20 protein-coding genes are annotated in these 19,545 nt (G+C 53.2%); 9 read left to right on the plus strand and 11 right to left on the minus strand.

Annotation, left to right across the window (positions count from 1 at the left end; genetic code table 11):
* Positions 1–523: 523 nt before the first annotated feature.
* Complete coding sequence (gene punC / locus KJI95_RS13030) at positions 524–1,882, minus strand: purine nucleoside transporter PunC (RefSeq protein WP_250885829.1); 1,359 nt, start codon at positions 1,880–1,882, stop codon at positions 524–526.
* A gap of 136 nt (positions 1,883–2,018) precedes the next feature.
* Between punC and punR the strand changes: the two genes are divergently transcribed.
* The 6 genes from punR (at position 2,019) to KJI95_RS13060 (ending at position 5,111) form a co-directional block, all read left to right on the plus strand.
* The gene (gene punR, locus KJI95_RS13035; RefSeq protein WP_214507651.1) at positions 2,019–2,921 is read left to right on the plus strand and encodes a DNA-binding transcriptional activator PunR; all 903 of its coding nucleotides are present in this window, start codon (positions 2,019–2,021) and stop codon (positions 2,919–2,921) included.
* A gap of 101 nt (positions 2,922–3,022) precedes the next feature.
* Positions 3,023–3,679 carry a Bax inhibitor-1/YccA family protein gene (locus KJI95_RS13040; RefSeq protein WP_214507652.1) on the plus strand — a complete coding sequence of 219 codons (657 nt, stop codon included), beginning with the start codon at positions 3,023–3,025 and terminating at the stop codon, positions 3,677–3,679.
* A 54-nt stretch (positions 3,680–3,733) separates the two neighbouring features.
* Positions 3,734–4,123: a sulfurtransferase complex subunit TusD gene (gene tusD / locus KJI95_RS13045; protein WP_214507653.1), complete on the plus strand. Its 390-nt coding sequence runs from the start codon at positions 3,734–3,736 to the stop codon at positions 4,121–4,123.
* Between the two features lie 9 nt (positions 4,124–4,132).
* A complete protein-coding gene (tusC, locus tag KJI95_RS13050; protein WP_214507654.1) occupies positions 4,133–4,489 on the plus strand; it encodes a sulfurtransferase complex subunit TusC in 357 nt (118 codons plus the stop codon).
* Positions 4,489–4,779, plus strand: a complete 291-nt coding sequence (gene tusB / locus KJI95_RS13055) for a sulfurtransferase complex subunit TusB (protein WP_214507655.1) — start codon at positions 4,489–4,491, stop codon at positions 4,777–4,779. The genes tusC and tusB overlap by 1 nt, the downstream gene beginning before the upstream one ends.
* Positions 4,773–5,111, plus strand: coding sequence for a TusE/DsrC/DsvC family sulfur relay protein (locus KJI95_RS13060; RefSeq protein ID WP_214507656.1), 339 nt, complete (start codon positions 4,773–4,775; stop codon positions 5,109–5,111). Before tusB ends, KJI95_RS13060 begins: the two co-directional genes overlap by 7 nt.
* A gap of 264 nt (positions 5,112–5,375) precedes the next feature.
* On the opposite strand, the gene serS is transcribed toward KJI95_RS13060, so the two are convergent.
* The 6 genes from serS to lrp all read right to left on the minus strand — a co-directional run bounded on the left by serS (position 5,376) and on the right by lrp (position 12,615).
* A complete protein-coding gene (serS, locus tag KJI95_RS13065; protein WP_214507657.1) occupies positions 5,376–6,662 on the minus strand; it encodes a serine--tRNA ligase in 1,287 nt (428 codons plus the stop codon).
* Between the two features lie 17 nt (positions 6,663–6,679).
* Complete coding sequence (gene crcB, locus KJI95_RS13070) at positions 6,680–7,054, minus strand: fluoride efflux transporter CrcB (RefSeq protein WP_214507658.1); 375 nt, start codon at positions 7,052–7,054, stop codon at positions 6,680–6,682.
* On the minus strand, positions 7,047–8,324 hold the full coding sequence (locus KJI95_RS13075) for a replication-associated recombination protein A (protein WP_214507906.1): 1,278 nt from the start codon (positions 8,322–8,324) through the stop codon (positions 7,047–7,049). Before KJI95_RS13075 ends, crcB begins: the two co-directional genes overlap by 8 nt.
* Positions 8,325–8,431: 107 nt before the next feature.
* Positions 8,432–9,046 (minus strand): outer membrane lipoprotein periplasmic chaperone LolA, encoded by a 615-nt coding sequence (gene lolA / locus KJI95_RS13080; protein ID WP_214507659.1) that lies wholly within the window; start codon positions 9,044–9,046, stop codon positions 8,432–8,434.
* 21 nt (positions 9,047–9,067) lie between these two features.
* Positions 9,068–11,923 carry a DNA translocase FtsK gene (locus KJI95_RS13085; protein WP_214507660.1) on the minus strand — a complete coding sequence of 952 codons (2,856 nt, stop codon included), beginning with the start codon at positions 11,921–11,923 and terminating at the stop codon, positions 9,068–9,070.
* A 191-nt stretch (positions 11,924–12,114) separates the two neighbouring features.
* Positions 12,115–12,615, minus strand: coding sequence for a leucine-responsive transcriptional regulator Lrp (lrp, locus tag KJI95_RS13090; RefSeq protein ID WP_214507661.1), 501 nt, complete (start codon positions 12,613–12,615; stop codon positions 12,115–12,117).
* A 179-nt stretch (positions 12,616–12,794) separates the two neighbouring features.
* Here lrp and ald point away from each other — a divergent pair, with 179 nt between their 5' ends.
* Together ald and trxB are read left to right on the plus strand one after the other, a co-directional pair.
* Positions 12,795–13,907, plus strand: a complete 1,113-nt coding sequence (gene ald / locus KJI95_RS13095) for an alanine dehydrogenase (RefSeq protein ID WP_214507662.1) — start codon at positions 12,795–12,797, stop codon at positions 13,905–13,907.
* Between the two features lie 346 nt (positions 13,908–14,253).
* The gene (gene trxB / locus KJI95_RS13100; protein WP_214507663.1) at positions 14,254–15,207 is read left to right on the plus strand and encodes a thioredoxin-disulfide reductase; all 954 of its coding nucleotides are present in this window, start codon (positions 14,254–14,256) and stop codon (positions 15,205–15,207) included.
* A gap of 123 nt (positions 15,208–15,330) precedes the next feature.
* On the opposite strand, the gene rplT is transcribed toward trxB, so the two are convergent.
* The 4 genes from rplT to thrS form a co-directional block, all read right to left on the minus strand.
* Complete coding sequence (rplT, locus tag KJI95_RS13105; protein ID WP_214507664.1) at positions 15,331–15,690, minus strand: 50S ribosomal protein L20; 360 nt, start codon at positions 15,688–15,690, stop codon at positions 15,331–15,333.
* Positions 15,691–15,706: 16 nt separating this feature from the next.
* The gene (gene rpmI, locus KJI95_RS13110) at positions 15,707–15,901 is read right to left on the minus strand and encodes a 50S ribosomal protein L35 (protein ID WP_214507907.1); all 195 of its coding nucleotides are present in this window, start codon (positions 15,899–15,901) and stop codon (positions 15,707–15,709) included.
* Positions 15,902–15,988: 87 nt separating this feature from the next.
* Positions 15,989–16,528, minus strand: a complete 540-nt coding sequence (gene infC, locus KJI95_RS13115; RefSeq protein WP_214507908.1) for a translation initiation factor IF-3 — start codon at positions 16,526–16,528, stop codon at positions 15,989–15,991.
* Between the two features lie 3 nt (positions 16,529–16,531).
* On the minus strand, positions 16,532–18,460 hold the full coding sequence (gene thrS / locus KJI95_RS13120; RefSeq protein WP_214507665.1) for a threonine--tRNA ligase: 1,929 nt from the start codon (positions 18,458–18,460) through the stop codon (positions 16,532–16,534).
* Between the two features lie 257 nt (positions 18,461–18,717).
* Between thrS and KJI95_RS13125 the strand changes: the two genes are divergently transcribed.
* On the plus strand, positions 18,718–19,521 hold the full coding sequence (locus KJI95_RS13125) for an SDR family oxidoreductase (RefSeq protein ID WP_214507666.1): 804 nt from the start codon (positions 18,718–18,720) through the stop codon (positions 19,519–19,521).
* The last annotated feature ends 24 nt before the right edge of the window (positions 19,522–19,545 follow it).

A 19,545-nucleotide genomic window follows, 5' to 3' on the forward strand; every position in this document is an offset into this window, starting at 1 on the left:
GTCGCACACCGATGGCTACATTAATTGATGGAAAACGGGTTTGGGCTGAAAAGAATTTAGCCCAAATCTAATCTGACAACGGCACCCCAAAATCGGGTAACTGTCAGATCAGGTCTGAGCTATTACACCTTTTATCTGCAAACTATGCATCTCGCGTCGCTTTGACCTTTTAAAGCGCTACCTTCAAACGCTATCTTAAGTTGCACTCATCGTGCCGGCCATTTGTTGAAATTGAACCGGCCTTAACTCTCTTCAACAGTTTCAACATCTTCAATAGCCTCAATAGCTTCAACAATAGCCACTCAATTCGAGTGCTTATGCGTCCGTAGCTTTCGTGGAGTACTCTCGGTGCTCTCTATCATTCCAACATGCGCCGGTAACTGTGCCGAATCGTTTCATTTTGCACAGTTACCGCCGCAGGCTTTTCAAGCTTAAGCTCTTACTATGAACTCTTACTATGAGCTCTGAATTATTAGATTAGCTCTGGATCCATGGTTGAATGCAATGAGTCTATGCTGGATTATCACGCTTTATCGTCACGGTTTCCGGCGTCGGACTTAATCAGCTTATTTTGTAGCAGTGCTTCTGTGCTCTGGCCTGCCTCACGCTTACAGGTGTCGCCAACTGTGGCTGTCTTTTCACACATTACAACTTTAAGCGCAATCCGCGCCGGATCCGGCGCGCACCATTCATGCTTCCATTGTGCCCAGTTCATCCACACCCAGGCGCTTAGGGCTATCAGGGCGCAGATAATGATACCGCTGCCAATGGCCTGCTCAACATACGCTGCGTTCAGCGCCACCAGATAGGAGCCGGCGAAGGCCATCGCGAGCTGAATAAAGTTCTGCCAGCCGGCTGCTTTAGCGGCGTTATTGGCAAAGGGCGACAGCGCATCGGTCACCAGCAGGGGGTAAATGGCGCCGTTAATCGCGGCAAGGAGTGCAAAGACCCACAAAATCGCCATCAGCCCTGCCCCCATCATAGACAGTAAAAACAGCACCAGCGACAACACGATAAACCCGACCATCAGGGTGTTTTTTATCCGCTGGGCGCTCATGGTTTTGAGCATCCGACGGCAGATAAACCCGCCAAGCATAAAGGCGATGGTTTGCGGCACAAAACTAAGCCCGATTGAGGCGGCGTCATAACCGTGATGCTGCATCACCGCAGGCCACAGTGTCAGATAACAAAAGAATGCCGCCGAGCAGGCACCAAAGATTATCACGTTACTGATAAAGGTTTTGTTGCCAAGGATGTTGGCAACCTTCATCCGAGACTGTGCATTTTCGGTGCTTGTCGATGAACGCTTGGCTGCCGGGGTGAGATACGGCGTCATCACCGCAAGACAAAGCCCAAGCAGTGCCAGAATGGCAAAAATATGCTGCCAGCTTGCCACTTCAACAATCCATGAGCCCAGCAGTGGCGCCAGCGCCGGTGACAAGGCAACCAGCGGCATGATTGAGGCAAAGAGTTTACGGGCAGCTGCTTCATCAAAGCTTTCGATAACAATGGATTGCCAGATCACGGCAGCGGCGCAGGCGCCAAAGGCCTGTACGACTCTGAGCAATAAAAAGCTCTCGATATTGTCCACCATGGCAAGTAGCACGCTGCTCAGGGTGAAGATAATCAGCCCCACATTCAAGGTGGCACGTTTGCCAAAGCGTTCACACAGGCCGCCGTACACCAACTGCCCAACGGCCAGGCCACCCAAAAAGAGCGTCAGTGACAACGCCACGCTTTCGGCGTCAATGTTCAAAGATGATTCAATTTGATTGAATGCAGGCAAATACATGTCGGTCGCCAGAAAACCAAGCATGCTAAGAATGGCCAAATAGGGAAATAATAAGATAGCTCTGGGCTTTGAGAGCGTAATTGTGGTCAAAACAATCTCCTTTTAACGCTGTTTCATAATCCGGCGGCAGTGTACGGACTTGAATAACGGCTGTGAAACGGTTAATTTTGCACACTGCAAACAAATAATTTGAAGCCAGAAATCGACCAGTGCCAGGAGTTAGCCCATGCTCTCTGAACAATCCCTCGAATTAGTGGACATAGTTGCCCAGGTTGGCAGCTTTACCGCTGCCGCTGCCAAATTGCATAAAGTGCCGTCGGCGGTAAGTTACGCGGTAAAGCAAATTGAAGACGAACTTGGCGTCGTGCTCTTTACCCGCCATCACCGCAGCGTAAGCCTTACTGTGGCGGGCGAGCATTTTGTGCGGGAAGCGCGCGCCATGCTCTCACAAATGAGTGAGCTTAAACGCGGCACCCAGCGTATCGCCAATGGCTGGCAACCGACGCTTTCTATTGCGCTCGACAACATAGTCCGCGCCGACAGGATAAGTGTGTTGATTGCCGATTTTTATCGGCACTTTCAGGATGTTGAGCTCATTATCCGCATCGAGGTGTTTAACGGTGTATGGGAAGCGCTGTCGACCGGCCGCAGCCATATCGCCATCGGCGCGACCACCGCCATTCCGGTGGGCGGCGTGTTTCAGTACCGCGACATGGGCGTTATCGACTGGGCGTTTCTGGTGTCAAAAAACCACCCGCTCGCGGCGGTCGAAGGGCCACTTGAGGATGATATGCTGCGCCCCTATCCCTCTATTTGTCTTGAAGATACGTCGCGGGAAATTCCCAAGCGCACCACCTGGCTTTTGGACAATCAGCGCCGCCTGGTGGTGCCGGACTGGATCCGCGCCATCAACTGTTTTACCAATGGCCTCGGGATTGGCTATATGCCGCGCCATCTGGCGGCGCCGTTTTTAGGTGCCGGGCTGCTGGTCGAGAAAACACTCGCCAGGCCCAAGGTGCCAAGCCCCTGCTGCCTTGCCTGGAACGGTGACGCGCCCTCGCCTGCACTCAATTGGGTGCTCGAGTACCTTGGCGACAGTGACAAACTGCATCGGGAATGGCTGGCTTGATATAAATGCTGACGCGGCTTTCGGCCAGCGGCGCAAACGCTGGCATCAGAGCACAATTCCGGTATGATACGGCTATTGCACTCAGTTAAGGAGACATTGAAATGTCACAGGAAATTCTCGTTTCCAACCGTTCGACATTGGAAGTGAACAAGCTCATTAAAAACACATACATGCTGCTGTCGATGACGTTGGCATTTTCGGCCCTGTGCGCCTGGGTTGCCACCGCTATCGGTATTTCGCCCTGGATGTCCATCGGCCTGTCGCTGGGCAGCCTGGTGCTGCTGTTTTTCACCCTGAAAAAAGCCGACACTGCCGCCGGTATTTTCTGGGTGTTCGCCTTTACCGGTATGCAGGGTGCGTCGCTTGGTTATATCCTCAACCATTACGCCGGCATGGCCAATGGTCCTGAGCTCATCATGCAGGCCTTCGGTCTGACAGCGGCGATTTTTGTGGGTCTGTCCATGTATGCGCTGACCACCAAAAAAGACTTCTCTTTCATGCGCGGTTTTTTGTTTGCCGGTTTGATTATCATCATCGTCGGAGGCCTGATTAATATGTTCGTGGGCAACGGCGTGGCCTACATGCTGCTGTCCTGGGCGACTGCGCTGGTGTTTGCCGGTCTTATCCTTTACGACACAAGCAACATAGTCAACGGCGGTGAAACCAACTACATCCGCGCCACAGTGTCACTGTATCTGGATTTCCTGAACCTGTTCCTCGCCATTTTGCGCATTCTGGGCATGAACAACGACGATTGATCCTACTACGCGTTTTTGAGGTAAAATGGCCCGACTTCAGGGCCATTTTTTATTATGAGCACATTCATTATTCAAGTTTCAGGCGCCGCCTATGGCAGCGCAGCACCCGTGCATGCACTGGCCTTTGCCAAAGCGGCCATTGCCGGCGGACATCAGATCCTGCGGGTCTTTTTCTATCAGGACGGGGTGTTCAACACCTCAAGCCTTGGCACGCCCGCATCCGATGAGTTCAATGTCTATCAGGCATGGCGTGAGTTTTCCCGCGAATACTCGGTGCCTTTGGTTAACTGCATTTCGGCGGCGCTGCGCCGCGGCATGCTGTCCAAAGAAGAAGCCGACATCCACGGTCTGCCCCACTGGAACGTTGATGACATCATAGATAACGGTGGCCTCGGTGAACTCATCACCGGCATCGCCAAGGCCGATCGGCTGATGTGTTTTTAAGGTGATACGATGAAAAAGCTCTGCATCCTTTTTTCCAAAGCACCACACGGCAGCGCATCCGGCCGCGAAGCACTGGATCTTGCCATGCTGTCGGCCAGTTTTGATTTTGAAACCACACTGCTGTTTACCGACGAAGGAGTACTGCATCTGCTTGGCGGTCAGCAGCCCGAACTTATCGGTTGCCGCGATTACATCGCCACCTTCAAGGCGCTCGAATTTTACGACATAGAGCGGCTGTTGGTATGCGAAACGTCCCTTGTCGAGCGCGGCCTTGAGGGGCACCCATTCCCGCTCGAGCTTGAAATCCTGTCACCCGCCCAGATAGCAAATCACCTTAACGAGGTGGATGAGGTCATGGTGTTCTGATGATTTTACATCATATTCAAACAACTCCTTCGCAAAGTGCGGCTCTTACCCTCTCACTGCGATACTTTACGCCGGGTGACGGACTGCTGCTGAGTGGCGATGCAGTGGCATCTGTACTCGATACCCGCCTGCAGCCGAAGCTCACGATGAAGGTGTTGTTGCTCGAGTCAGACGTTATCGCCCGCGGCCTTACGCCGCTTATCTGTGCCCTGCCCGTCAATATCGAGCTTATCGACTATCCGCGCTGGGTTGAACTCTCATTGCATTACAAAAAGGTGATCACGTGGTAGAGGTTATCGCGTTTGCCGGAAATGAAATCCCGGTCGATAAAAATGGTTATCTTCTGTCTGTGGATGACTGGAGCCCTGAGCTTGCACTGGTACTTGCCAGGGGCGAAAACATTGAACTGACCGATGCCCATTGGGAAGTGGTCAACTTTGTGCGCGACTTTTATCTTGAGTACAAAACCAGCCCCGCCATCAGGGCTTTGGTTAAAGCCATGGGACAAAAGCTCGGTGACGAAAAAGGTAACTCCAAATACCTTTACACCCTGTTTCCCATCGGCCCGGCCAAGCAGGCGACCAAGATTGCGGGATTGCCAAAGCCTGCCAAGTGTATCTAGTCTGCTAAACGTCGGCTCGGATCGGCACTACTGCCTAAAAGACGACAATTCAAAACGATAAACAAAAAGCCCCGCGATGCGGGGCTTTTTTTAGTTTACTTTTTTAATGGTACTTGAGGTTTTCAAGGATAACCCAAAAGGCTTTTCCCAGTGTGGCAAACATGATCAGCACAAACACTGTTATCACTGCCATATAGGAGAGCCAACGGAAATTGCGTTGACCTTTATCCATAGTCCTTTGTAATTATTATTAAAATTCTTAAATTAGCCCAGTTTTTCCAAACCGCCCATGTAAGGACGCAATGCTTCAGGCACCGTCACAGTGCCATCGGCGTTCTGGTAGTTTTCGAGAATAGCCACCAGGGTGCGGCCAACCGCGAGACCAGAGCCGTTCAGCGTATGCACCAGCGCCGGCTTATTGTCAGCCTTGTTGCGGTAACGTGCCTGCATACGACGGGCCTGGAAATCCTTCACGTTGGAGCAGGAAGAAATTTCACGGTAGGTGTTCTGCGCTGGCAGCCACACTTCGATGTCGTAGGTTTTGGCAGCGCCAAAGCCCATGTCACCGGTACACAGCACTATGGTGCGGTGCGGCAGGCCGAGCTTTTGCAGTACTTTTTCGGCATGGCCAACCATTTCTTCCAGCGCGTCCATGGAGGTTTCGGGCTTCACAATCTGCACCATCTCCACTTTGTCGAACTGGTGCTGACGGATAAGACCACGGGTGTCTTTACCGTAAGAGCCGGCTTCAGAGCGGAAGCAAGGGGTATGAGCAGTCACCTTGATTGGCAGCTCGTCTTCTTCAACTATGGTATCGCGCACCAGGTTGGTTACCGGTACTTCGGCAGTTGGAATAAGGCTCAGCCCCTGACCTTCTTCGGTGGCAGGCTTGGTGTGGAACAGATCTTCACCAAACTTAGGCAGCTGACCGGTACCCAGCAAGCTTTCAGCGTTAACCAAATAAGGGACATAGGCTTCGGTATAGCCGTGCTCTGTGGTGTGCAAATCGAGCATAAACTGCGCCAGCGCGCGGTGCATGCGGGCGACCTGACCTTTCATCACGATAAAGCGTGAGCCGGTAATTTTTACCGCGCTCTTAAAATCCAGACCATTCAGACCTTCACCCAGGTCGACGTGATCTTTTACGTCAAAATCGAAGCTGCGCGGGGTGCCCCAGCGGCGGATTTCCACGTTGTCGGTTTCATCTTTACCCACAGGCACAGACTCATCCGGCAGGTTAGGCACCGACTGGGCAATGGCGTTGATTTCGTCAAGCAGCGCGGCAAGCTCAACCTTTTTGGCTTCAAGCTCGGCGCCAAGGTTACCCACCTGAGCCATGATAGGCGCCACATCTTCGCCGCGGGACTTGGCCTGGCCGATGGATTTGGAGATGGCGTTGCGACTCGCCTGCAGCTCTTCAGTGGCAACCTGAAGCGACTTGCGCTTTTCTTCCAGCGCTTTGAGTTTATCGACATCCAGCGCAAAGCCACGGGTGGCCAGACGCTCCTTGGTGTAATCCAGTTCACTACGAAGATATTTGGTGTCTAACATACTTGTTTTCTTTTAAGTTATCCGCGGGAATAAATCAGTTGCTGCCCAAGATAAACCATGACAAGGCACAGTACCAGATTGAGCAACACATTCAGGCTCGCCTTCAGCCAGTCGCCCTGCTCCATCAGCAGCAAGGTTTCGTTGGAGAAGGTGGAAAAAGTCGTCAGCGCGCCAAGAAGACCAACGCCAATCAATGCTTTCCATTGAGGGCCAATATGGCTGAGTTCTGCCAGAGCATACACGCATCCCATCAAAAAGGATCCCGCCACATTGACGATGAGTGTACCAAAAGGAAAACCCGCGCCAAAGAGCTGCAATGCCAGAATTGAGATGGAATAGCGTAAAACAGCGCCAACCGCACCGCCAAGCGCCACAAACAGCACATTATTCATAGCGTTTGCTCCGGCTCTGCTGATTGATTATCTCAAGTTGGCTGAGTTTTTCATGGATGCGCTTCTCAAATCCACGTTCGGTCGGCTGATAAAGCCGTGTGTTTGAGAGTGCCTCAGGAAAATAGTTTTCACCGGCGGCAAAGGCGCCCGGCTCATCATGGGCATAACGATAACCATCGCCCACGCCTTGCTGTTTCATTAAGGTGGTGGGCGCATTGCGTAAATGATTGGGCACAGGCTCATGGCCGCTTTCACGGGCAAGCAGCCGGGCCGCTTTAAAAGCAGTGTAAACAGCATTGCTTTTGGGGGCGCTGGCAAGATACAGCACCGCCTGAGCAATAGCGCGCTCGCCTTCTGCCGGCCCCACCCGATGAAAGCAGTCCCAGGCATTGAGGGCGACCGTCATGGCATTGGGATCGGCGTTGCCAATGTCTTCAGAAGCAATCGCGAGCAAGCGGCGGGCAACGTATAAAGGGTCACCGCCGCCTTCCAGAATGCGGCAAAACCAGTAAAGTGCCGCATCCGGCGCCGAGCCGCGCACTGATTTATGCACAGCGCTGATTAAATCGTAAAACTGATCGCCGTTTTTATCGTACAGCGCCGCCTGATGACCCGCGACATCGGTAAGAAGCGATTCGGTGAAGGTGCCGCCGTCCGGCAGTAAATCCGCCATTAGCTCGAGCAGGTTCAGTGCCCGTCTGGCATCGCCATCGCTGATGGCGGCCATGGCACACTTGACCTCAGGCGGCAAATTAAGTCGTCGATGGCCAAGGCCGCGCTCAGGCTCATTCAGCGCGCTGTCGATAATGGCGCCAATTGCCGCCTCATCGAGCTTTTTAATCAAATACACCCGGCAGCGGGACAGCAGCGCATTATTGATTTCAAACGAGGGGTTTTCGGTGGTGGCGCCAATAAAAATCACAGTGCCATCTTCAATAAACGGCAGAAAGGCATCCTGCTGACTTTTATTGAAGCGATGCACCTCATCCACAAACAGCAGGGTACGCTGACCGCGCGATTCTGCCACTTCTTTGGCATGCTCAATGGCAAGACGTATATCTTTAACGCCGGAGGTCACCGCCGAAATGCGCTCCACATGGGCATTGGCGTAGCGGGCAACGAGCTCCGCCAGAGTCGTTTTGCCGGTACCAGGAGGCCCCCACAGCAGCATCGAATGGATTTTGCCACCCAAAAGCGCCTGGCGCAGCGGCTTATCGGCACCTAAGAGATGCTCCTGCCCTATGTATTCATCCACGCTGCGCGGCCGCATCCTGGCGGCCAGTGGGCTAAAATCGGGACTGAAATCAAAACGCAGCGACACGGGGAGACCTTCTACTTATGGCGATTTATGACGATATACGCGAAAACCGGGCGGGCTTATCTGGCCGCGCGCTGATCGTCAACACTGACGCCTTCAGGCACAGTAAACTCAAACAGTTTATCGTCGGCGCCCGTGAGGCTCTTTTGTCCGGACAAGCGGAAGTGGCTTACACTTTTTTGCGCGTCGGTGAGACGGATATCAAGCAGGGTGTCACCCTTAAAGCACACAGAGACAAGTTCAACGGCGGTATCTGTACCGGGGCGGGGGCTGATGTTATAGCAGCCGGCTTGCGCTTTAATATCGTACTTTGACCAGCTGTCGGCATCGCGGTGAACCAGGAGCGCCATCGGCGAGGCTTTCAGGATATCGTCCATGCCGAGGATGGTGACCTCTTCAGCAAACGGGTTGTAAACCCAGACGCTGCTCTTTTGCGCCACAATCAGCGACTCATCGGGCGCTGTCAGGTGCCAGTAAAAACGGTTTGGCTGAGCGAGCGCAAGCTGGCCACTGCCTTCCTGCACCAGCTTGCCATTTTGGTCGGTAACCTTTTGGGTAAAGTCGGCCTTAAGGCCCGCCATTTTATCAAGACGAGCGGCAAGCGCGGCGGAATCGTCGGCCACTGCCGCACTCATAACACCAAAAGACATGAGCACTGTGAGTAACTTCTTCACAATAACACCTCTGAAAAACAATTAATTTCGGGGCGGTGGCGGCGCCAGCACTTCACGGTTGCCGTTATGGCCCTGGGCACTGACCACACCGGCCATTTCCATTTGCTCAATAATACGCGCCGCACGGTTATAACCAATTTTGAACTTACGCTGTACGCTGGAAATCGAGCCGCGGCGTGATTCAGTCACAAAGGCAACGGCTTCATCATACAGGGGATCGTAATCTTCATCCCCTTCTTCCGGTGTTTCACCCGGCAGCAATACCTGCTCGCCATCGCTGGAACCATTGAGAATTTCATCAATATACTGGGGCTTGCCACGGGCATGCCAGTCGGCCACGACGCGGTGTACCTCATGGTCGTCGATAAAGGCGCCGTGCACCCGAATGGGCACGCCGGTACCAGGCGGCAGATAAAGCATGTCACCCATGCCCAGCAGGGTTTCGGCGCCCTGCTGATCGAGAATGGTTCGGGAATCGATACGTGAAGACACCTGGAACGCCATTCGGGTTGGAATGTTGGCCTTAATCAGACCGGTGATCACATCCACAGATGGGCGCTGGGTCGCCAGAATAAGGTGAATACCGGCAGCACGGGCCTTCTGTGCGATACGGGCGATAAGCTCTTCAACCTTTTTACCCACAATCATCATCATGTCGGCAAACTCGTCAACCACCACCACGATAGATGGCAGCTTGTCGAGCATCGGCTGGGTTTCATCAAAGCTTTCGCTTGGGTTCCACATCGGATCAGGAATTGGCTGTCCGGCCAGTTTGGCCTCGGCGATTTTCGCGTTGTAGCCCTTAAGATTACGCACGCCCAGCGCGGACATCAGCTTGTAGCGGCGCTCCATCTCACCCACACACCAACGCAGCGCGTTGGAGGCTTCTTTCATGTCGGTGACCACTTCACACAAAAGGTGCGGAATACCTTCGTAAACCGACAGCTCGAGCATCTTGGGGTCAATCATGATAAAGCGCACATCATCGGGGCCGGATTTGTACAGGAGGCTTGTGATCATCACGTTAACGCCAACAGACTTACCCGAGCCCGTGGTACCGGCAACCAGCAGATGCGGCATCTTGGCAAGGTCAACCACCACGGGCTCGCCGGCGATATCCTGACCGAGCACCATGGCAAGGGTGCTGCCATTGTTTTTAAACTTGTCACAATCGAGTACATCACGCATGTACACGGTTTCGCGGAATTTATTTGGCAGTTCAAGGCCTACATAGGCCTTGCCCGGTATAACCTCAACCACCCTCACCCGCTCGGCAAGCAGTGAACGGGCAAGGTCACTTGCCAGGTTACTGATTTTGGATGCCTTCACGCCGGGCGCAAGCTCAAGCTCAAAGCGGGTGATCACAGGGCCGGGATACACACCGACCACGTTGGCGGTAATGTTGAAATCGGCAAGCTTTGCCTCAACCAAACGCGCCACCTGATCAAGCTCCTCAGGGGTAATGGGGTTTAGCTTACGGTTAGGCACATTTAGCAAATCAATGCTTGGCAACGGATTAATCGGCTTGGGTGGCACCACAGGCTTATCGCCAAGCACCACGATACCGTCAACTATCTTGGCTGCAGATTTTGCAGATTGACCGGCGGGCTGCGCACCTGATGCCTGAGTCAGCTGAGCGCCATTGCTGGCATGAGCTGAATGCGCGCTTGCCACGGCTTGCGACGTTGCAGACGCGGCGGCATGCGCAGCATGAGCGGCGTGGCCATTGGCCTGCTGCAGCTTATGCACTGATGTGCCTGAGGACATTTCAGTATCAAACTTGATGTCATCCCACGGTGGGGTTTCATCATGTGCCTTGATGGCATGGGCTTTAATGGCTGGAGCCGGTTCATCGTCAAGGGCGATGGCTGGGTTAATACCGCCAAAACCGGGCTCTACCCGCTGACGGCCATTGGCAGGCAATGCGGGCTCTTCAAGCTCACTGATTACCGGCTCTGCGTCATCTTCATCGATTGCTGAGAGCCCAGTTGATGCCGGCGTTACACTCGGCTCTTCTCGGCTCTTGCTGAAACGGGATAAAAAGCTTCGTCGGCTTTTCTCTTCTTTTACAGCAGAAACGTCTGTTTGAATTGGCTCGACAAGGGCATCAGGAGCCGAAAAAACCTTAGCAGACGATTCAACTGCTTTTGCTGCACTTTGCGGTTTTTCATCCTGCGCCAGCTCTGGCTCGTTTCGGGCACGCTTGAACTTGGACGCAAGGTCCATAAAACCGCGGGTATCTTCAGTGTCACGGCGCTCGCCGAGGGATGAGAGTTTAGCCGGCAGGTTACCAAGCCCCTTAATCAGCCCGATTATGCCGTTGCCGGTCATTTCGATAAGGGCGATGAGGCTAATCCCGGTCAGCAGGGTAAAGCCAGTCGCTACACTGCACAGCAGCAGCAGCGCGGTTCCTATTTGATTGAAATAAGGCAGCATGGCGCCGGCAATCACATCACCTGTGACGCCGCCTGCGGAAAACTCATAGATATCAGCAGCATTCATGCTGGTCAGCGTCGATACGCCAAGCAGCGTCAACACAAAACCTAACAGGCGCATGGAGACAGAGAAAAAGTCCACCTCAAGCAGGCGGTGGCTTTGCTTGAACAGCAGCCAGCCGGTGCCGGCAATCACAAAGGGCACCAGGTAAGCGGTATAGCCGAAGAAATAAAACAGCACGTCGGCAGTCCACGCACCAACGGCGCCGCCGAGATTTTTAATATCGCCCTGAAACTGACTTTGGCTCCAGCCCGGGTCCTGAGGACTGAAACTGGTGAGAGCCAAAAGCACAAAAAGAGCCAACATGGAGCATACGATGAGGCCACCCTCAAGCAGCCGCTGCAGCCCGCTTAGTGAATGAACGCGATTTCCCTGAGACAAACGAGAGTATCCATAGCAACATTAAAAACAAGTGAAATTAAGATACCAGAATCCTTCGGAAAGTGGAGCGAAATTGCGGATTTTCCCAGCAGTTGGGATGCTTGATGATCAAAATTTAACTCTTTGAGGTACGCCAGACGCAAAAAAGGGAGCTAAGCTCCCTTTTTACTTGATGGACAGTGACTTAAATATCAGTCACAGATGTGATTTACAGACACTTTATTGGTCTGTTTCACTTCTTCCATCACCACATAAGTGCGGGTGTCAGACACTGAAGGCAACTTCAGCAGCGTTTCACCGAGCAACTTACGGTAGGCAGACATGTCGGATACGCGTGTCTTGAGCAGATAGTCAAAATCACCTGAAACCAGATGACATTCCTGAATATCGTCCAGCAGTTGCACCGCTCTGTTAAAGCGGTCAAACACCTCTGGAGTGTCCCGGTTGAGCGTGATTTCCACGAACACCAGGAGTGATGCGCCCAAGTAGTGCGGATTCACCAATGCGGTATAACCATTGATATAACCCTGCTTCTCGAGTCGTTTTACCCTTTCCAAACAGGGAGTTGGGCTAAGCCCTACTCGCTTGGACAGCTCAACATTTGAAATGCGACCATCAATTTGCAGCTCGTTAAGGATATTACGATCGATGCGATCCAAGTCTTTAACTGGATTCTTTTTATTATATGCCATATTTTTGACCTTGTTTTATTGCTAAAACAACATTTAATTTTACGTATGTCGAAAGTTCAGCAGCATAAACTGCCGCGCCAATACTATACTAGATATCCCTGAAATAAGCACGTTCAGGGTGTAACAAAATAACAAATATGCCTGCAAAAAGCGGGTAATTATGCAATTGAGGCTCGAAGATGATAATTGGTGTTCCTAAGGAAATCAAAAACCACGAATATCGCGTTGGCATGGTACCCTCCAGCGTGCGCGAACTGACCCTGCGTGGGCATCAGGTATATGTTGAAACTGCTGCCGGCGGTGGCATTGGCTTTACTGACAAAGATTACTCCGACGCTGGCGCCACCATTCTGGCCACTGCCGCCGAAGTGTTTGCCAAGTCAGACATGATTGTAAAAGTGAAGGAGCCTCAAGCGGTTGAGCGCGCAATGCTGCGCCACGACCAGATCCTGTTCACTTACCTGCACCTGGCTCCGGATCTGCCTCAGACCGAAGAGCTGGTTGCTTCAGGCGCTGTGTGTATCGCCTACGAAACCGTAACCGATGACCGTGGTGGTCTGCCTCTGCTGGCCCCGATGTCTGAAGTTGCCGGTCGTATGTCTATCCAGGCCGGTGCCATGGCACTGGAAAAGTCTGCCGGCGGCCGTGGTATGCTGCTGGGCGGCGTGCCTGGTGTTGAGCCAGCCAAAGTGGTTATCATCGGCGGCGGCATGGTTGGTACCAACGCCGCGCAGATGGCTGTGGGCATGGGCGCCGACGTTGTGGTTCTGGACCGCTCTATCGACGCGCTGCGTCGTCTGAACGTTCAGTTCGGCTCTTCAGTTAAAGCGGTATACTCCACTGCTGATGCGATTGAGCGTCATGTACTGGAAGCCGATCTGGTGATTGGTGGTGTTCTCATCCCAGGCGCGGCTGCACCTAAGCTGGTGACTGCCGATATGGTTAAGCGCATGAAGCCTGGCTCTGCCATCGTTGACGTTGCCATCGACCAGGGCGGCTGTGTGGAAACTTCCCACGCCACTACCCACCAGGACCCAACCTACATAGTTGATGACGTAGTACATTACTGCGTAGCCAACATGCCAGGCGCTGTGGCCCGTACTTCAACCTTCGCGCTGAACAACGCCACCCTGCCCTACATCATCAAGCTTGCCAGCAAAGGCTACAAAGAGGCACTGCTCTCTGATAAGCACCTGCTGAACGGTCTGAACGTGATGCACGGCAAAGTGACCATCAAAGAAGTGGCTGAAGCCCACAACCTGGCCTACGTGCCAGCCACCGAACTGCTGTAAGCACTCGGTTGACCGATTTAAGGGGGAGCTCAATGCTCCCCCTTTTTACTTTAACGGACATTGACTTTAACGGACATTTGCTTTGACTGAATTTGGCTGAATGTTGTTTTAAGGTATTGCTGCATTAGCGCAGCGCTTATTTATCGCAAAAAGTGGTGTACTAAAACAACAGTCAACGGATTAACTGAAGCACAAAACGCCGACATCCGCCTGACGGCAGCGCCGTACTGGAAAGTCTGATAGACAAACTCGATTAAGTTCATCGACACTGTCTATGCATTGTCACTTTACCCAAATCGGCAAATTTCCTACAATCCCAACAATTTGCCAAGGCACGGAGAATAAAATGAGCCAAGCCAAACACAGCCAGCTTTTGATTTTGGGTTCTGGCCCCGCTGGTTATACTGCTGCTGTTTACGCCGCACGCGCCAACCTTAAGCCTGTGATGATCACCGGTATGCAGCAAGGCGGTCAGCTGACCACCACCACCGAAGTGGAAAACTGGCCGGGCGATCCTGAAGGCCTGACAGGTCCGGGTCTGATGGCTCGCATGCAGGAGCACGCAGAAAAGTTTCATACCGAAATTATCTTCGACCATATCCACGAAGTGACCCTGACCGAGCGCCCGTTTCGCCTGAAGGGCGACAATGGCGAGTACACCTGTGATGCGCTCATCATCGCCACCGGCGCCTCCGCCAAGTACCTCGGTCTGCCTTCAGAAGATGCATTCAAAGGCCGCGGCGTGTCTGCCTGTGCGACCTGTGATGGTTTCTTCTATCGCAATCAGAAAGTTGCTGTAATTGGCGGCGGTAACACTGCCGTTGAAGAAGCGCTGTATCTGTCTAACATTGCCTCAGAAGTACACCTTATTCACCGCCGTGACAGCTTCCGCTCCGAGAAGATCCTGATTGACCGTCTGATGGACAAGGTTGCCAACGGCAACATCATCCTGCATCTGGACAAGACGCTCGATGAAGTGGTTGGCGACAACATGGGCGTGACCGGCGTTAAGCTTAAGTCCACCAAGGATGACAGCAGCGAGTCGCTGGATGTGGCCGGCGTGTTTGTGGCCATCGGTCACAGCCCCAACACCGGCATTTTTGAAGGTCAGCTTGAAATGAACAACGGCTACCTCAAGGTGCAGAGCGGTTTGAACGGCAACGCCACCCAAACCAGCATCGAAGGCGTGTTCGCCGCCGGTGACGTAATGGATCAGCACTATCGTCAGGCCATCACCTCTGCCGGTACCGGCTGTATGGCGGCGCTGGATGCCGAGCGTTACCTCGACGCCAAGCACTGATAGTCTGTCTATCTGAAAAAGCCGGCCATGTGCCGGTTTTTTTGTACCCGAAGTTTGGCGATTCACGCGAATTTAAGACACAAAAAAAGGGACCAGATGGTCCCTTTCATTTGCTCAAACCAATTACTTGGCCAGAGCTTCTTTAGCCTTTTCAACCAGAGTTGAGAAAACAACTTTGTCGAATACAGCGATGTCGGCCAGGATCTTACGGTCGATCTCGATAGAAGCCTTCTTCAGACCGTTGATAAAACGGCTGTAAGACAGGCCGTTCTGACGAGAAGCGGCGTTGATACGAGCAATCCACAGTTGACGGAATTGACGTTTTTTCTGGCGACGGTCACGGTAAGCATACTGACCTGCTTTGATCACGGCCTGTACCGCTACGCGGTAAGTACGTGAACGGGCACCGTAGTAACCTTTGGCGAGTTTCAGAATCTTCTTGTGACGAGCACGGGCAGTCACACCACGCTTAACTCTTGGCATCTTTCAATCTCCTCAATTAAGCGTATGGCAGTTGACGCACGATTGCTGGAACGTCGACCTTGGCAACCAGACATTTAGCGCGCAGATGACGCTTACGCTTGGTGCTTTTCTTGGTCAGGATGTGACGCAGGTGGGCTTGCTTGCGCTTGAAACCATTGGCGGTTTTCTTAAAACGCTTCGCAACGCCACGGTCAGTTTTCATTTTTGGCATTACTTCTAACTCCGCATTGGATGTCATTAAAAACGTAAGGCGAACGGCCGCTCTTTGCAGGGCGGCCGTTACTTTCATAGAGCCCTACTATTTCTTTTTGGGTGCCAGCACCATGATGGCTTGACGGCCTTCCATTTTCGGGAAGGACTCGACAACCGCATACTCTTCCAAATCCTCTTTGATACGGTTCATCAGATCCATACCGAGGTTTTGGTGTGCCAGTTCACGACCACGGAAACGCAGCGTCACTTTCGCTTTGTCACCGTCTTCAAGAAAACGTATCAGGTTGCGTAGTTTTACCTGATAGTCGTTTTCATCAGTTCCAGGACGGAATTTGATTTCCTTAACCTGAACCTGTTTTTGCTTCTTCTTCTGTTCTTTTTGCGCTTTGGACTTATCGAACAGGAACTTGCCGTAGTCCATTATACGACATACGGGAGGCTCGGCATTGGGGCTGATCTCTACGAGATCGACTCCGGCTTCATCGGCCAACTCCTGCGCTTCGCGGATACTGACAATACCGATGGCTTCGCCATCAAGGCCAGTCAAACGTACCTGTGAAACACCGGTAATTTCATCATTGATTCTGTTCGGGGCCGATTGACGCCCTGCTTTTTTGATCTTTATGACCTATTCCTCCAACAGTCTTAGACTACGGTGCGAAATTTGCTCTTTTACGCTGGCCACGAAGGCATCGATGGACATCTTGCCCAAATCCTTGCCGTCGCGGGTACGCACCGCGATTTCCCTATTTTCCATCTCCTGGTCACCAACGACCAATAGATAAGGGACACGCCTTAAGGTGTGCTCGCGTATTTTAAAGCCTATTTTCTCATTCCTCAAGTCTTTAGAGGCTCGGATCCCTTGTTCTTTGAATAATTTGACCACTTCTTCAACATAATCAGCCTGTTTGTCGGTGATGTTCATCACAACAGCCTGCACTGGGGCCAGCCATGTTGGGAAGCGACCTGCATACTCTTCGATAAGAATACCGATAAAACGCTCCAAAGAGCCCAAAATCGCACGGTGGATCATCACCGGGGTCTGACGGGCGTTGTCTTCGGCCACATAAGTGGCACCCAGACGTCCGGGCAACGCGTAGTCGAGCTGCACGGTACCACACTGCCAGGCGCGGTCGAGGCAGTCGTGGAGAGTGAATTCAATTTTCGGGCCGTAGAAGGCGCCTTCACCCGGCAGAATTTCAAAGGCAATGCCGTTGGCGTTCAGGGCTTCAATCAGCGCTGACTCAGCGCGATCCCACATGGCATCGTCACCGATACGCTTTTCAGGACGGGTCGACAGCTTCACTACGATGTTTTCGAAACCGAAGGTGGCGTAAGTGTCGTAGACCATCTTGATACAGGCACTAACCTCTTCCTGCACCTGCTCTTCGGTACAGAAAATGTGGGCGTCGTCTTGGGTAAAGCCGCGAACGCGCATCAGGCCGTGCAAAGAGCCCGATGGCTCGTTACGGTGACAGCAGCCGAACTCGGCCATACGCAGTGGCAGATCGCGGTAGGACTTGAGGCCCTGGTTGAAAATCTGCACGTGACCGGGGCAGTTCATCGGCTTGATGGCGTACTCGCGGTTTTCACTGGCGGTGGTGAACATGGCGTCTGAGTACTTGTCCCAGTGACCGGAGCGTTCCCACAGCACGCGGTCCATCATGAACGGACCTTTTACTTCCTGATAGCCATACTGGCCCAGCTTGTGGCGAATAAAGCTCTCAAGCTCGCGGAAAATGCTCCAGCCGTCGTTGTGCCAGAACACCATGCCTGGGGCTTCTTCCTGCATGTGGTACAGGTCAAGTTGCTTACCGATTTTACGGTGATCACGCTTGGCGGCTTCTTCAAGGCGCGCGAGGTGAGTCGCGAGGGCTTTCTTGTCGGCCCAGGCAGTACCGTAAATACGCTGCAGCATCTTGTTGTTGGAGTCGCCGCGCCAGTAGGCACCGGCCACGTTCATCAGTTTGAAATGATGGCAGAAACGCATGTTGGGCACGTGTGGGCCACGGCACATGTCGGTGTATTCTTCGTGATGATACAGCGCAGGAGTCGCATCCTTGCTGATGTTTTCATCCAGAATCGCTATCTTGTAGCTTTCGCCGCGACTGTCAAAGGCGTCACGGGCTTCCTGCCAGCTCACCACGCGTTTCACCACGTCGTAATCTTTCTTGGCAAGCTCTAGCATGCGCGCTTCAAGCGCAGCGATGTCTTCAGCTGTCAGTTTGTGGTCCAGATCCACGTCGTAGTAGAAACCGTTGTCAATCACAGGGCCGATGGCCATGCGGGTCTCTGGCCACAATTGCTTGATGGCATGACCGAGCAAGTGGGCGCAGGAGTGACGCAGGATCTCGAGGCCTTCTTCATCACGGCTGGTGATGATAGACAGGGTCGCATCGTCATGGATAAGGTCGCAGGCGTCTTTAAGCTCGCCATTAACACGACCAGCGATACAGGCCTTGGCAAGACCCGGACCGATGTCGGCGGCGACATCCATAGTGGAAACGGGATTGGCAAACACACGTTGGCTGCCATCAGGAAGCGTAATTACAGGCATGAAATGTCCTTAATCCAGTGGTGACCCACACCAAGGGCCACATGGGCAATGAAAAAGTAACGCGCGGAGGGTAAGACAGTACAGGAGCCTTGTGCCTCATCCGGCGCGGCCAAATAGTGTAAGCCATTGAGAATATCGACACAAGGACGCGGCCCGGATAAGGGGCTTTCCGTCATAGGGCTGGCGCGCTACCCTAAGCGGATAACCGCATGAGCAGAGCACTATGCGGGTAACCACCAAGGAGTTTAGTGCCAACAATGGACCATCACCCCCAAGAAATCTTTCACCTTACCACGACTCCCCCTGCCCGCTGGGCACTGGTGACGGGCGCAGGTAAGCGCATCGGCCGCGCTATCTGTGAGCGGCTGCATCAGGACGGCTGGAACCTGCTTATCCATTGTCATCAATCAAAGGATGATGCCAACGCGCTAGCGCTTAAGCTTAATGCCGCCCGCGCCAATTCGGCCACGGTGATTTGTCTGGATCTCAGTCAAGCAGATGCCGCGCAATCACTCAGGCTAAAGGTGACGGAGCAGCTAACTCTATTCCCTGACACCTTGGGCGCCCTCATCAATAATGCCTCGGTGTTTTTACCCGACGGTGAGGCGCTGGATTTGGACAAGGCCAGCAGCATCATGACGATAAACTGCCTGCAACCCTATCTTATCGCCAAAGCGCTGAGCCCTTTGATGACAAACGGCGGCGCGGTGGTGAACCTATGTGATATTCACGCCAAGCGGCCACTTAAAGGCCATGGGTTATACTCTATGTCTAAGGCAGCGCTTGACATGGCGACGCTGTCACTGGCTCAGGAGCTTGCACCGCGCATTCGCGTCAATGGCGTATCGCCGGGAGCCATTTTGTGGCCCGAGCATCTTGGTACAAATGATGGCGGCAAGATTGACGAGGTGCTGGCACAAATCCCGCTCGGCCGCGCCGGCAATCCGCAGGACATCGCCCAGGCGGTGGCGTTTTTGCTGCAAGCGCCCTATGTCAGCGGGCAAATAATCGCGATTGACGGTGGTCGCAGCGCCTGCGGTTTTCTGGGGGCGGCAGACTAGCGACAACGCATTCACAGGAGGCTG

Source organism: Shewanella jiangmenensis (assembly GCF_018596335.1).
In the GTDB taxonomy this organism is placed as follows: Bacteria; Pseudomonadota; Gammaproteobacteria; order Enterobacterales; family Shewanellaceae; genus Shewanella; species Shewanella jiangmenensis.